The sequence below is a fragment of the Glycomyces niveus genome, assembly GCF_017592475.1.
GTDB lineage: Bacteria > Actinomycetota > Actinomycetes > Mycobacteriales > Micromonosporaceae > Glycomyces > Glycomyces niveus.
This window is the reverse complement of sequence record NZ_JAGFNP010000003.1, coordinates 501,052-514,383: the sequence shown is the minus strand read 5'-3', so window position 1 is coordinate 514,383 and position 13,332 is coordinate 501,052. Positions and strand designations below refer to the sequence as shown.

Sequence of the window (13,332 nt, the reverse complement as noted above, 5' to 3'; positions counted from 1 at the left end):
TCGGCCGCCCTTCCCCTGACGCGCGAACCGTGATGACCTAAACCGCCAGGCAGATGCGGTCGGCACGCCCGGATACGCCATCTAGGAGAAGCGTCAAGAAAACGTATGGATTTACGAAGGTCCGGTGTAAGCGGCCGGGCAGGGCGGGAGGCTGCCAACCCCAGAGGCGATCAAGCGCTCTTGCCGAGACCTTCGCGAACACCGCCGGCGACATGAGCCGCAACGTCAGCGACAGGAGCCGCCGACTCAGCGCACTGCCCATGAGCGCGTCGTGGCCGTTCTTATGGGCGGCCTTCGCTACCCACTGCGCGCGCGGTCGCCGTTCCAGGTCGTATCGCGCGAGCGCCGTTACCGGGTCACCGGTCTCGGCGAGGGTTGCGGCCAGTACTACCGCATCCTCGATCGCCATACCCGCACCCTGACCCAGATCCGGGCTCATCGGATGCGCCGCGTCGCCCAGCAACGCGATGCGGCCGTTCACGAAAGTCGGCAGGGGGGCATGGTCGAGGTCGGTGATGTCGTGGTGCAGCACCCGATCGACCGGCGTCGCGTCCAGGAGTTCGTGGACCAGGCCATGCCAGTCGGCGACCCGCTCGCGGACCGCTTCCCGCTCGTCCGGATACCGGACACCGGGAGCCTCCGCCTGGGCGCCGAGCGCCCAGTAGACCCGGCCGCGGGTCAGCGGCATCGTCAGGAGGTACCGGTCCGCGCCGAGGGTCATGCACCCCTCATGTGCGGCCAGGTCGAGGTCGGCGATGCCGCGCCAGACGGTGTAGTTCCAGAACGTGGTCTCGGGCGTGTCCGGCCATAGGAGTCTGCGGGCGGTGCTGTGGATGCCGTCAGCGGCGACGACCAGGTCGGCGCTGAACGTCTCGGACTCGGTCTGGACCTCGGCCCGTTCCGCGGTCTGTGCGAAGCCCGTCACTTTCATTCCTGTCCGGATCGACTCCGGCGGAATGGCATCGCGGAGAATGCCGTGCAGGTCGGCGCGATGGAAGCCCAGCAGCGGATGCGGGACCCCCGAGGGGGCGCATCAGATAACGGCCCGAGGGCTCGCGGAGGTTGGTCGTGGCGAAGAACGGCGTCCCCGCAGCACGTGCCCGGTCGCCGACACCGAGCGCGTCCAGCGCGCGCAAGGCGTTGGGCGCCTGCGACATCCCGGCCCCGATCTCGCCCACTTCGGGCGAGCGCTCCAGCACGGTCACGTCCCAGCCGATGCGGCGCAGGCCGATCGCGGCGGCCAGCCCGCCGATGCCCGCCCCGACGACGATCGCCGTACCGCTCATCGCTTGCCTCCCTTGCGCTCTGGTGGCGGAGCCAGTTCGAAGACCTCGGCCATCCAGTCGAATACGTCCTGCGCTTCGCGCACGCGGTCGGCGCGTGTGCTTTCAGTGCCCAGTAGTGCCAGGCCGTCGGTGGCGACCTCGCGGAATGACACGAGCGAGGCGATCTGGCGGCGCACCACTGCTTCCCAGGCGCCGTCCTTGAGCCGGTAGTAGCCCGTGCGTTCGCCCGGCCGAGTCCGCCGCTCGACGAAGCCGACGGTCATCAGCACGCGGATGTTCGTCGTCAGCGATGCCCGGCTGGCCCCGATCGCCTCGCTGATCTGGCCGGCCGACTGCTCGGCGGGCTCGCAGACCATCAGCCAGCCGAGCACCCGTCCCGCGATCGGCGGCACTCCGTCGTTCGCGAGGAACATCGCGACCCGCTCAACCCAGTGGAGCAGCTCATCATGCGAGGGCCCATCGTCCTCGGATGGCTGCTTCAAGGAAGATTCACTACTTACATCACTTGCCATGAATTTCAGCATAAACCGAAATTAGGTTTGCCACAAGAATCCCACCTGAGCGGGCCCGCTACCGGCTCGGGGCCAAGCGTTTCTGCCGATGTCGCTGATGTGCAGCGTGATGGAGTAGTCCCACGCGGTACCACCTGTAACCGACGGTGTCGGGGCGGCGGTGTGTCTGCGGTAGGGTGTGGCCTGGTGTGCCGGGAAGACTGGTCGGCGTGAATCGATCGACCCCACGTCCCGAACGGAGCCGCACCGTGCAGTCCACGAAAGAGCCCTGGACCTCGCCCTTGTGGCGTTCGCGCCCCGCCTTCCTATACTCCAGCAAGCCGCTCGCCCGCTTCGTCGGACGCCCGGCCGCCGCGTTCCTGCACATCGAACCCGCCTCCGGGATCGTGCTGCTGGCGTGCGCGGTCATCGCGATCGTCTGGGCGAACTCGCCCTGGGCCGACTCGTACGAATGGCTGTGGGGCATGGACATCACCCTGCACATCGGCGGCTTCGAGCTGCACCACTCGCTGCGGGAGTGGATCAACGACGGGCTCATGGCGATCTTCTTTTTCGTGGTGGGCATGGAGATCAAGAGCGAGATCGTTTCCGGTGAACTGCGCAGCATCCGCAACGCCGTCGCCCCAATCGCGGGCGCGATCGGCGGCATGGCCGTCCCCGCGCTCATCTACACGGCTCTCAACGCCGGCGGCGAAGGCGCGGGCGGCTGGGGCGTCCCGATGGCCACCGACATCGCGTTCGCCGTCGGTGTGCTGGCGCTGTTCGGCTCCCGGATCCCCTCGGCCGCAAGGGTGTTCCTGCTGACTCTCGCGATCGTCGACGACCTCGGGGCGATCGCCGTCATCGCCGTGTTCTACACCGAGGAGGTGTCCCTGGGCTGGCTCGCCGCCGCCGGGGTCATCCTCGTGATCGCGATCGGGCTGCGCCTGCTCAACGTCTGGTCCACGCCGGTCTACCTCATCGTCGGCATCGCGCTGTGGCTCGCCATGCTCGAATCCGGTGTCCACGCCACGATCGCGGGCGTCATCATGGGCCTGATCATCGCCGCCAAGCCCCTGTTCGACCCGGCCGCCGCGCACGCGCGGGCCCAGGAGCTGGCCAAGGAAGGACTCACGGCCGAGGAGACCGAGCAGCTCGTGCGGTTGCGCCGCGACGCGCTCGCGCCGACCGACCGGCTCCAGGCGGCCAACCACCCGTTTTCCTCGTTCGTGGTGCTCCCGCTGTTCGCGCTCGCCAACGCCGGGGTCGCCCTGTCCGGAGACCTGATCGCGACAGCCGCGACCTCAGCGGTTACGCTCGGCATCATCTTGGGGCTCGTGCTGGGCAAGACGGTCGGCATCACGCTCGCGACGTGGATCGCGGTGAAGCTTGGTGCGGGCCGCCTGCCCACCGGGACGGGCTGGCCGCTGCTGGTCGGCATCGCGGCGGTCGCCGGGATCGGGTTCACGGTGGCGCTGTTCATCACCGAGCTCGCCTTCCGCAGCGGAGGCACGGAACTGCTGACCGACGAGGCCAAGATCGGCGTCCTCGCCGGGTCCCTCATCGCCGCACTCCTGGGCGCCGGCCTCGTCGCCCTTACCGCCCCCAAACACCGGCCCGCACAAGCTGCGGCAACCAAATCCTGATCTGGACAGGCGGCGCAGCGGCGGTCCTCATGCTCGCCGTCGCCCCGTTCCCGATACTCACATAGGGCGCCCGACCGAAGAGACTTCGTTGATGGAGGGGCTCAACGGCATCGGTTCAGTCCAGGCGCGGCTGACGGGGTGTTCATCGTGATGGCCCGCGGGGTCGTCTGGCTCATCGACCTACATCCTTTACTTCTAGCGAGCAATCGCTGGGCCCGTGGCCGGATTGCTTGTCAACCGGAAGCGTCGATGGTGGGCACGATCGTGGAAACATATCTCGGAGCACAAGGGAGATGGAGAAGCAGGAGGACGCATCACGGCCGCGGAGGAGTGATGGAACTGACGGGCTTCTGCGCAAGCGTTTGACCCATGTCGGTCTCCTGCTGCTCAAAGGATTTGCCTCCATGCAGGACTTCGCTCTGACCTTCTGCTGCGAGATGCGGAGCCGTGATCCGAAGATCGGAGGCAAGTTCCGGCGTCAACAATCCACGGCTGGACAAAGCATGGACAAGATCCACGGCCAGGACGGACTGGGTTGCGGCCACTGACGGGTCTCGTGCAATCAACAGCCAGGACGGTCCCACTGTAGTCGCGATCAGGTCATGGATTGCTTCGCGCTCGGTTGAAGGGAGCGCGGCGTAGGTGTCGTGCGCGATGGCGATCGTGAGCTGCTGCTCTGCAGTTTCGGCGAGGCCGGTACTGCCATTGGCCGCGTCTGGGTTGTCGATGGTGAGGGCGGCGCTTGCCGCGGCCCACCAGGAGTAGTGCCCAGACCGGCCGGATTCGAGGTACGGGCCGAATGGGTGGTCCGGGTCGTCGGTTTCGACGCGAAGCTGGTCTCGGTGCGCGGCGGCGAGCAAGATGGCAGTGCGCCATCGGTCGTGGGCGGCCTCTTCGGTGGGGGCTTCACCGAACGCGGTCGTCCAGGTGGGTCGCTCGGTGACGGCGCTCTCGGTGAGGTGGTTGGCGCGGGCGGTGATGGCGTCGGCAACCTGGTCAAGGTAGTCGCGGAGTTCCGCGGGAACGGCGTCGCTGTGGTGCATTGAGTTCGGTGCTGCGGCCCAGGGGAGGGGGTGGGTTGTGGTCTCGGTGGCCTGGAGCCGTTGGTGCCAGGTGAGTTCGTGGCCGGCTTCGAGGGCGATTCCGGTGAGGGTGCGGTTGGGGGCGAGATAGTTGATGAGTTCGGCTGGATCACCACCGGCGTTCTCCCAGGCTTTGACAGTCCAGGCGAGGGCGGGCCAGGCTTGGCCTGTATGGGTGGGGTCAAGTTCGATCAGGCGGGTCTGGCGTTCGATGCGCCAGGCGAGGTTGGGCGCGATCGTGTCGAGGCCGTCGAAGTCACGTTGCGCGGCAGCACGATGGAGCGCTTCTGAGGAGTATTGACCCGCTTCTTCGGCTCGTCGCAGGGCCCCGATGACCGCAGGCCAGGCCCGCTCGGCGGTGACGCGTTCGGCGAGACCGGTGCCGAGGACTTCGGTGAGCTCTGCCCGGAAGCGGTCGGTGGCCCGTGTCGCTTCGGCTTCGTGGGCGGCGTTGGCTGGGGACCTGACGGGCCTGGGATGGAGCGCGGCCTCGGGGGAGAAGTCTGCGTCGGGGTAGTGGGGGCGGAGGAGTTCGCGGTAGCGGTTGAGGTCGTCAGCGGTGGGTTGTGCACCCGCTGGTGGTGGGGTGTGGTTTTCCATGTGGCCGTTGATGCGGCCGATGAGGACTGCGGTGACGGAGTCGGCATCGTCGAGCGGTCCGCGGGCGATGGCGAGGGTGAGGATCTGCTCGGGATTCCAGCCGGCGGCCTCAGCTTTGGCGAGGGTTCCGGCGAGGGCGCCGCGGCCATTGGCTTCGATGTCGGCCAGGTGTTCTGCGGCGTGGCCGGGAGAGAGGACGCGGGTGATGAGGTCGGCGTAGTGGTGGTCGGCGGCCATGTCGGTGGCGGTGCGGTAGCGGGCGACGAGTTCGTGGAGGTCGCCGGCGCGGGCGGTGAGACGCTGGTCGGTCTCGGTGGCGGAGAGGTTCTCAGCCTCCTTCGCGAGGATCTGTTCGGCGACTTCGCGCGCGGCGGTGGCGTCGGGGTCCCACTTGGGTCGGTCGAGTTGGTGGTCGGGGTCGGCGGGGATCTCGGTGTGGGTGACGGCGTAGAGGGTCGTGGTCTCGGCGGCTCTGGTGGCGGCGACGTAGAGAGCGTCGCGGCTCATCTGGTCGGTGAGGATCGGGTGGGCGGTGTCGACGGTCATGCCTTGGCAGCGGTGGACGGTGGAGGCGTAGGCGAGTTCGACGTGCTCGGCCACATACTCCGCGGGGAGTGTGAGAGTGCCGCCGGATTCGCGGGACTTGACCTTGAGCGAGCCATCTCCGCGAGTCTTGAGGACATCCCAGGTGGCGCCGTTGCGGACGAAGTCCTTTCCGCCGCAGTACTTGAGGTCGTACTGGTTCTGGCGGGTGACGATCCAGTCTCCGCGCCCGGCGGTCTGTCCGTTCCCGAGCACCACCCCGGCCTCGGCGACCTGGCCGGCCGCGATCCGGTCATTCCTCGCCCAAGTCGACAGCGTGGTGACGTCGGTGTTGGCGTAGGCCATCATCAGACTGGTCTTCCCGGCCGCGACATCGTGCTTCCATCCGGCGTAGGCGGACTGGAGCATGGCGTCTCGGGAGCCGCCCTCGAGTCGGCCGCGGTCTTCGAAGTAGTCGAGCCCGGCCGCCTCGCCCTCCCTCAGGCGGAGCGAGGCGGCGGCGTAGGCCGGGTCTTGGAAGCGGTGGAGGTCGCGCAGTTCGGTTGCGCCGACTTCGGCGGCGATGAGGCGGAGGACGCCGCCGGAGGCGACGGCGCCGAGCTGGCAGTCGTCGCCGAGCAGCCTCACTTGCGCGCCTGCATGGTCGGCGAGGGAGGTGATGCGGTCGAGGTTGAACGTCCCGGCCATCGATGCCTCGTCGACCAGCAGCACGTCACCGGGGCGGAGACCATGGACCGGGGTCAGGAGGACCTGCAGGTCGCTCTCGGCGTGTTTGTCGGCCTGGGTGGCCTCGATCCGGCGGAGGGTTTCGACGAGCTCGGGGCCGTTCAACAGGTTCCCGGGGTTGATCTGCCACAGGAACTTGTCGATCGTGTCGCAGGGGATACCGAGGTCGGCTTCGAGGACCTTCGCGGCCTGCGCGGAGGGGGCGAGCCCGATCAGACGGCGACCCTCGCCGGCCAGGGTCTCCTTGTAGGCGCGCATCGCGGTGGTCTTCCCTGATCCGGCGGGCCCGATCCCGACCGTCAGCAACCGGTCGTCGGTAGTGAATGCGGTAACGAGTTGTCGCTGCCCCTCGTCCAAGTTCCGGCCATGCCGAGTCTCGAAGGCGGCGATCCGCTCAGCGACGGCCTCGGCCCCCGCCGACCACACAGTGGGCGTCTGTGCGGCCTTAACGAGGCGCTGTTCGGCATCGAGGACGGCCTGCGACGTGAATCGGTCGGCTTCGTGCCGCTGGAACACGGAGACGCCGTCGCTGCGCTGCAACAGCTCCGGCTCGGTTACCGGCGCGGCTCCTCCGAGCCGAATCGACTTCCCCTCGCCTAGTGCCGATTCGACGATTCGACCGATCGCGTGGTGCTGCGCCTCGGGGCGGAGCGAGTCGTGTTCGGTGCGGATCATCCTGGCGGCCTCGGCGTGAAGATTCCACCGGCCCCAGGTCGCGCGCTCTTCCCTGATGCGCGCAATGACCATATCGGCGAGCTGCGCTACCTCGTCGGCGTCGAGCCCGGCGTGCACCTCGGGGCGTGCGGAACCGGGGACGGTGCTCTGGATTTCACCGATGATGGCTGGTCCGAATCGGGCGACGGCTTGGTCCGTCCAGGCCGTGCGCATCTGGTCGAGCCGGCGCGGCGCGGCCTTGCCCTCGCGGGTCTCCAGCGTCGCCTGCTGCGCGAGTTCATAGGCGACCCGGGGGTCCGGGTCGCGGCCGTGCCGGGCACGATAGTCGGACCGGAGGGCGCTGTAGCGGGCCTCAATCGCGGTGCGGCGGGCCGAGAAGTGCTTCAGGAGGGCGGGGTCGATTCCCTTGATCTCGCGGACGGGCCGGTTTGACTTCGCCGGCCCGGGCCGGTCGATGAAGGTGACTCCAAGCCGTGTGGTGAGCTCGGCTTGGATGGCGGCGTTGTATGTCTCCGAGGCCGCGACACCGACCGCGTACACTGCGGTCCCGTCGAGCGAGCGCCACTTCCCGTCGCGGCCTTGGATCTTGTTCGCGACGGCGAGGTGGGTGTGGAGGTCGGGGTCGCCCGAGCGCGAATCGTGGTGGTCGAACGCGGTCGCCACGAGCCCGTTCGTCTCGATCTGCGCAGCGCCGCCCGCGCCCGAGCGTGTGAACGCCGCATGCTCCTCAATGAGCGCGACGGCCCGGCTCACGGCGGCGTCATGCGCGGCCTTCACCTCGGCGCGCACTGACTCGTCCGGATGCAGCGCCCACAGGACCGACACCGACTTCACTGGTGTGAAGACCAGGTCGTAGCCCGCAACGCCAGCGCGCTGCCGTGCGGCCTCCTCGCGCTTGACCTTCGCGACCTCCGCCGGAGTAGCTTCCCGGCCGGTCTCTGAAGCGATGTCCTCCAAGCGCTTCCGCACGCGTTCCTCGAACGGGTCGAGCACCTTGTAGGCGGGAAGCTTCTGGCCCAGCTTCGCTGCTCGCTCCGCCGCGCCCTTGACCCGGTGCTCTTGTGCCGCGGTGAGTCCGGGGTGCAGGTGCTCGGCGAGGTAGGCGTCCTGGATCGCCTCGGCATCGGGGTGCAGGCCCTCGCCGAACAGGTTCCGCATTTGCTCCTCGCGCACCTGCTGTCCCGGCTCCAGTCCGAGCGCGGCGATCCCGGAACCGGTCCACCGGCCCGGTGGATTCCCCGCCTGTGTCTAGTAGTCCGCAGCCGACTGACCGGGCGCCCGCGGGACGTCGCCGCCAGCGGTCTGGCGGGTGAGGTAGGTGTAGCCGTCACCGACCGAGAGCTTGTGGACGGTCATCACTGCGAACCACCCCCGCCCCGCCGATCCGACAATTCCAGATCGTCAAAGCTAGCTATTCGTGATCGGCGTGCCAATACCGAATGGTCCTGATTCACGAAACGTGCAAGAGGTGTGTCATCCATATGTGGCTGGAGGCATGTATCCGGGTATCGATGCTGGTGATAGCGTAGTAGTACCAACGGGTGACTATTCTGGTACTGGAGAGTCATTGGGAGGTCCGAGTGGTACCGAAGGCTCCTGAATTCGCGGAATAGCACAGTTGTCGCGGGCCGGTATTCGCGTTTATCGTCGCCGGTATGAACGATTCAGGAAATGCGCAGCAGCCGAGCAAGAAGATCCTCGCGGTCCGGCGCGCTGGCGAGATCCGGCGTCGCCGTATCGCGGCAGCGCGCGAGCGCGAAGCACAGATCGAACAGATTGTGGTCGAAGTGATCACCGCCCATCTCGCGATCGAGGAAGCCAATGCAGCGATCAGCAGCGGCGTCATGGAGCTGCGGGAACTCGGAGAGACACCCGAGGGCATCGCGGAGTTGTGCGGGATGCGCGTCGTCGATGTCCGGACTGCCCTTGCCGCGGCGAAGAAAGCCGACCGGGAAACGACCGGGCCCGCAGTGCAGCCCGCGTGACGTGTTGGCCGGTGCTGCGGCTTCACTCGGGTTTCGTAGTGGACTCGCCGTCGCCGTCGCCATCGAATAGTTCAGGCTGGATGTAGCCGGTGTCGCCGGTGGCGTGGCGGCGGACCGCGGCGCGGAGGGATTGGGTGGTGACGGTCGGCGGGAGCATCGCCCGCAGCTCGGTCAGGTCTTCGGCCGTGGTGAGCGCGGCCCAAATCGAGGCGTAACGGTCGGCCTCGGCTTCCTTGAGCCGGGCCCGGGCTTGCTGGAAGGCGTCCTCGGCGAGCGCGAGGGCATCGAGCGGATGAGTGCGAGTGTCGGCGGCGTTCACAGGAACCTCCCATCGGACAGAGCAGGGCCCCGCCCGCACGTTCACGCGCGGGCGGGGCCCTTTCGGCTGGGGTCAGGCGCTGGCGGGCTCGGCGTCGAGGCATGACATGTTGCTCAGTGCCTTCGGGGGGATGCCGGCCTGGAGGGCGGCCAGGAGCATGTGCGCCAGCCGGTAGAACGGGCTCGACTTGAGTGCGGCGTTGAAGGCTTCGAGGGCGAGGACGCCGTTGCCGGTGCGGTAGGCGCACCAGCCTGCGATGGTGAACGCCGGAGCGGCCAGTTCCTCGTCGAGGTGGCGGGCGACCCACAGCCATAGGTCCGTGGCTTTGTCTGGGTCGGTGTCGGAGGCGATGAGGGCGTGGTCGCGGACGTCGAGGTCGCCGACCGCGAGGCCGAGGGTCGCGATGTCGGTGGAGGAGTCGGGGAGATCGGCGGCGGCCAGCCACTGGTCGACCGTGGCGACGTCCATGCGGCGCTGTTCGCCCCATGACAGCGTCGCCTCCTGCACGATCGCGTCATCGACTGCGGTCGCGACGGCCGCCCGGCGGTCGGGTGTGGCCGGGGTCAGCAGGGCGGTGATGGCGTCGCGGTCGGGATGGCGGTTCGCGCCGGCGGCCACGAGGGCGGCGCCGATCGCGGAGTCCTCGGGGAGCGGGAGCCCTTCGGGTGGGCAGCAGGGGTCGGTGCAGGTCGGGTTGTAGTAGCGCCCTTCCGTGACCCGGAGGGCGTCGAGGACGTCGATGTCGGCCAAGGCGTAGTCGATGAGCGCCTGGGCGAGGCAGGCGGTGGTGATCTCGGCCTCGCCGTACGCGATGAGGACCACGGCGGTGCAGTCGTTGGTGCGGACGGGTTCGATGAGGGTGTTGAGACGGTCGAGGTGGTCGAGTGAGCCGGGCAGGTCGACGCGGAAGGTGCATTCGAGCCCGCGGTCTTTGAGGCCGACGGCGACCAGGGAGTGTTCGGGTGCGAACCCGAGCAGGTACGGGACGGCGGCGATGAGGTCGGTCGGGCCGTTGATCGAGAGCTTGGCGGTGTCGGTCATGACGTCTCCAAAGAGGCAGTTGAGGGAAGCAGATGCGGAGCGGGTGCGGGGCGGCCCGAAGGCCGCCCCGCGAGGAATGGTTCAGGCCGCGGCAGGCTGCGGCGCGGGGGTTGCGGTGGCCCAGGCGTCCTCGACGGTGACCGGACGGGTCTCCCCGTCGGCGGTCCGGACCTCGGCGTTCGCCACTCGCTCCTTGCGGGCCGGAGTCACCGTGCCGAACCTGAGCGAGGCAGAGACGTTTTCGGCGGTGACCTTGAGGTGGGCGAACCCGCCCGACTCCTGGGCGAAGAGGGAGCGGGCGGTGACGATGACGGTGTCGTAGCGCTCGAAGCTAGCGAGGACGTTGTCGGCGAGGTGGCCCCAGCAGGTGATGTCGAAGAACTGGGTCTTGCCCTCGACCCACTTGCCCGAGGCGTCGCGGTAAGTGGGCTTGTGGGCGAGCTCGAAGCGGACCCCGGCGTTGCCGCCCGAGGTCGCGAAGACCTCGGGGTCGCGGCGGACGATCTGGCCTTCGACGGCGAAGTGGAACTCCATTACGTGACTCCTTCTGGATGGCGGCTGACGTGGTTGCCGGGGAATCGCCCCGGGTGGTGTGCCGCTGTGGTGAGTTCGCGTCCATCCCGGCGGGGAAGCGAGGGACGTCAAGGGGGTCCAGCATCTTTGTTCGCAGCGACGGAGTCGCGCTCTGCGAAGAAAGTGCGCAGGCGCGCTTGCGAGCGACGAAGGAGCGTGCCGGAGCGGCCGTCGGGTAGCGTGCTCACACCACAGCCGCGCACCCGGGCAGACGAACCCGACCTCGTCAGCGATCCGGCTGGAAGCGTGGGAGTTCTACGACAGGGAGGGTCAGCAGGCGCGGGCTTAGGGTCCTCCGAATCACGGCCTGCTGGATACGCTGAATGAACCCCGATCCCCGAATTCGGCACCGAGGTTCGTGGCTGAGTGAAAGCAGGTCGAGATGGCTGAATACGGAGTCGACTACCTTCGACGGCTGGACGCGGCAGTCGCCGAATTTCAGACCGCCTTCGACGCGTGGATGACGACGCAGGTCGAGATTGGATTTCAACCGCCGTATGGGCTGCTCCCCACGGTTCGTATCAAAGAAGGGCAAGATCGCGGCGAGGAGCGTCGGCTTGCCCTCGATGTGGCCGAGACGGCGGGAAACGCGGCGAGAGCGATGCAGGTGACGGGCACCTCCGTTCAGGTGCAGGGCTTGGGACTGCTTGATCCGATCGCGAACTGGTCGTTGATGTCCTCGCCGAAGGCGGTGCTCGAGCCGCAGGACATCCGAAGTGCTGCGGTCTCGGCGCGCGGTCGGCTCCGCGCGATGATCACCGACGCCGAGGCTGCAACCGATTCTGACCTTCCGGCTTTCGCGCCTTCGTCGTTCCACCCGGTGATCTGGAGCGCCGCGGCGCCGTACTGGACGACTCACCAATACCGGGTCGCAGTGCGTGAAGCCGCGGAGGGGTTGACCGAGTTCTGGCGCAAGAAACTCGGCCGCGGGGGTGTCAACGGCACGACCTTCTGGGAACAGACACTCGCGACACCGAAGACGCAGCGGCCCAAGGGCGCAGCGGACTGGCCGCGTCTGGTTTGGCCGGGGAAGCCTGACGACCAGACGGTCACGAGCATGCGCAACGGCCTGCCGCCGCTCGCCGCCTCACTCAAGGGACTCGCTGAAGGGTTGAACCAGACGGTGCGGAACCCGACCTCGCACTCCAGTGACGAACTCAGCGAGCAAGAGGCGATGGAACGGCTCGCCGCCTACTCCTTCCTCGCACGACTCCTCGATCAGTGCGAGATTCAGGTGCCCGCAAGCTCCGCTACGGCACCAGTCGATGAGCCACGGCCGTAGGGCCACAGCTCCGTACTCGCGCCTGCCCCCGCGCCAGGCTGCGGTGACGTGGAGCCGGCACGGATCGAATCGCCCTGAACCCCACCGGCGGCCCTCATTCTGTCGCAGCCCGAGACACTGGCAGGAGGTGACGGCCATCCACGCATCGAGTCGCGGTGTCGGCTGGTGCTCCAGCCAGATGATTGCGGTGCCGGACCGGGAGGCGCGTGAAGCCGCACTCTGAAGTTGGCGAGCTGTGAATCCTTGTGTTGAGGCGGCTAGGAGCGGGATGCCCTCGCAGAGCGCGCCGACCGCGGCAAGCCGACCCTCGACGCCTGGGGTTTCGACCAGGGCGAGGCGTTCGAGGTTAACGCCCACGGCAACTGCTGAGAGCGGGTAAAAGCGCGGCTCGTCCACGACCGCGCACCACAGCCCCTTGGACGTGGCGGCGGCAAGCAGCGCGAACAGGAGCGTGGTGGCGCCGCGTCGGCGGGCGTCGATGCCGAGCTGTCCCGAGAGGCCACCGGCAGGCAGGAGCGGCGCGAGCGCATCAGCCACCGGATGCACCGCCTGTGACGGCGGCAGGCCAGGAACGGCTGGGACAGCGCCGGGACGCAGCTCGGCGCCCAACCGCATCCCCAGCAACGCGGCCAGTTCGGCCGGGCTCAATCGCGCCACGCTCCCCGACATGCCCCGCCTTCACTGTATCGAACACTTGTATCAATGAGTCAGGCTAGCTCGGGATCAGGGTGTTGTCACCTCGGTTGCGGATCAAAGGAATCCCAGCCAAACCGCTGCTGAAGGCAGCAGCCTCTCCGATGCGATGCCGCAGGGGAGGCGCTTGAGGGCGGGGTGGATGCGCGTCATATGACGGTAGTGCGCGGCCGGGTCCGCTTTTCAACCCCACCGGTCGACAAGAACTCCCGACCGCGCGCACCGACCCTAGCTGTTCTGTAGCCGCAAGCGAGGGAAGCACATCCGTCGGCATGGCGGGAACCGGCGGGCGAAAGATCGTGAGAACGTCGGGGCGGCACCCCGGTAGCGGGGCCGCCCCGACCGGCAGTCAGACCGCTTCGAGCCCCTGTACGGCGTCGGCGCCCCAGA

General features: G+C 68.1%; 10 protein-coding genes and 1 pseudogene. 3 read left to right on the top strand and 8 right to left on the bottom strand.

The window, feature by feature from the left end; all coding sequences use genetic code 11:
- Window positions 1-37: 37 nt before the first annotated feature.
- The 3 genes from J5V16_RS08180 to J5V16_RS08170 are packed head-to-tail and all read right to left on the bottom strand — an operon-like array spanning window position 38 to window position 1,810.
- Window positions 38-925 (bottom strand): FAD-dependent monooxygenase, encoded by an 888-nt coding sequence (locus tag J5V16_RS08180; protein ID WP_208495577.1) that lies wholly within the window; start codon window positions 923-925, stop codon window positions 38-40.
- A complete protein-coding gene (locus tag J5V16_RS25700) occupies window positions 840-1,286 on the bottom strand; it encodes an FAD-dependent oxidoreductase (RefSeq protein WP_208495576.1) in 447 nt (148 codons plus the stop codon). The genes J5V16_RS08180 and J5V16_RS25700 overlap by 86 nt, the downstream gene beginning before the upstream one ends.
- Window positions 1,283-1,810: a GbsR/MarR family transcriptional regulator gene (locus tag J5V16_RS08170; RefSeq protein WP_243900887.1), complete on the bottom strand. Its 528-nt coding sequence runs from the start codon at window positions 1,808-1,810 to the stop codon at window positions 1,283-1,285. Before J5V16_RS08170 ends, J5V16_RS25700 begins: the two co-directional genes overlap by 4 nt.
- Before the next feature lie 236 nt (window positions 1,811-2,046).
- Between J5V16_RS08170 and nhaA the strand changes: the two genes are divergently transcribed.
- Window positions 2,047-3,423 carry a Na+/H+ antiporter NhaA gene (nhaA, locus tag J5V16_RS08165; RefSeq protein WP_208495575.1) on the top strand — a complete coding sequence of 459 codons (1,377 nt, stop codon included), beginning with the start codon at window positions 2,047-2,049 and terminating at the stop codon, window positions 3,421-3,423.
- Window positions 3,424-3,737: 314 nt separating this feature from the next.
- Here nhaA and J5V16_RS08160 read toward each other — a convergent pair whose 3' ends face one another.
- A complete protein-coding gene (locus tag J5V16_RS08160) occupies window positions 3,738-7,049 on the bottom strand; it encodes an ATP-dependent DNA helicase (RefSeq protein ID WP_255537306.1) in 3,312 nt (1,103 codons plus the stop codon).
- A gap of 195 nt (window positions 7,050-7,244) precedes the next feature.
- Window positions 7,245-8,282 (bottom strand): annotated as a pseudogene (mobF, locus tag J5V16_RS24965) (MobF family relaxase); the annotation flags it as partial.
- A 422-nt stretch (window positions 8,283-8,704) separates the two neighbouring features.
- On the opposite strand from mobF, the gene J5V16_RS08155 reads away from it, so the two are divergent.
- Complete coding sequence (locus tag J5V16_RS08155; protein ID WP_208495573.1) at window positions 8,705-9,034, top strand: hypothetical protein; 330 nt, start codon at window positions 8,705-8,707, stop codon at window positions 9,032-9,034.
- Between the two features lie 22 nt (window positions 9,035-9,056).
- On the opposite strand, the gene J5V16_RS08150 is transcribed toward J5V16_RS08155, so the two are convergent.
- The 3 genes from J5V16_RS08150 to J5V16_RS08140 form a co-directional block, all read right to left on the bottom strand.
- Window positions 9,057-9,353, bottom strand: a complete 297-nt coding sequence (locus tag J5V16_RS08150) for a hypothetical protein (protein ID WP_208495572.1) — start codon at window positions 9,351-9,353, stop codon at window positions 9,057-9,059.
- A 72-nt stretch (window positions 9,354-9,425) separates the two neighbouring features.
- Window positions 9,426-10,394, bottom strand: coding sequence for a DUF4192 domain-containing protein (locus J5V16_RS08145; protein ID WP_208495571.1), 969 nt, complete (start codon window positions 10,392-10,394; stop codon window positions 9,426-9,428).
- Window positions 10,395-10,475: 81 nt separating this feature from the next.
- Window positions 10,476-10,928: a single-stranded DNA-binding protein gene (locus J5V16_RS08140; protein WP_208495570.1), complete on the bottom strand. Its 453-nt coding sequence runs from the start codon at window positions 10,926-10,928 to the stop codon at window positions 10,476-10,478.
- A 421-nt stretch (window positions 10,929-11,349) separates the two neighbouring features.
- On the opposite strand from J5V16_RS08140, the gene J5V16_RS08135 reads away from it, so the two are divergent.
- Entirely contained in the window at window positions 11,350-12,249 is a 900-nt protein-coding gene (locus J5V16_RS08135) for a TIGR02391 family protein (RefSeq protein ID WP_208495569.1), read from the top strand.
- Window positions 12,250-13,332: the final 1,083 nt, after the last annotated feature.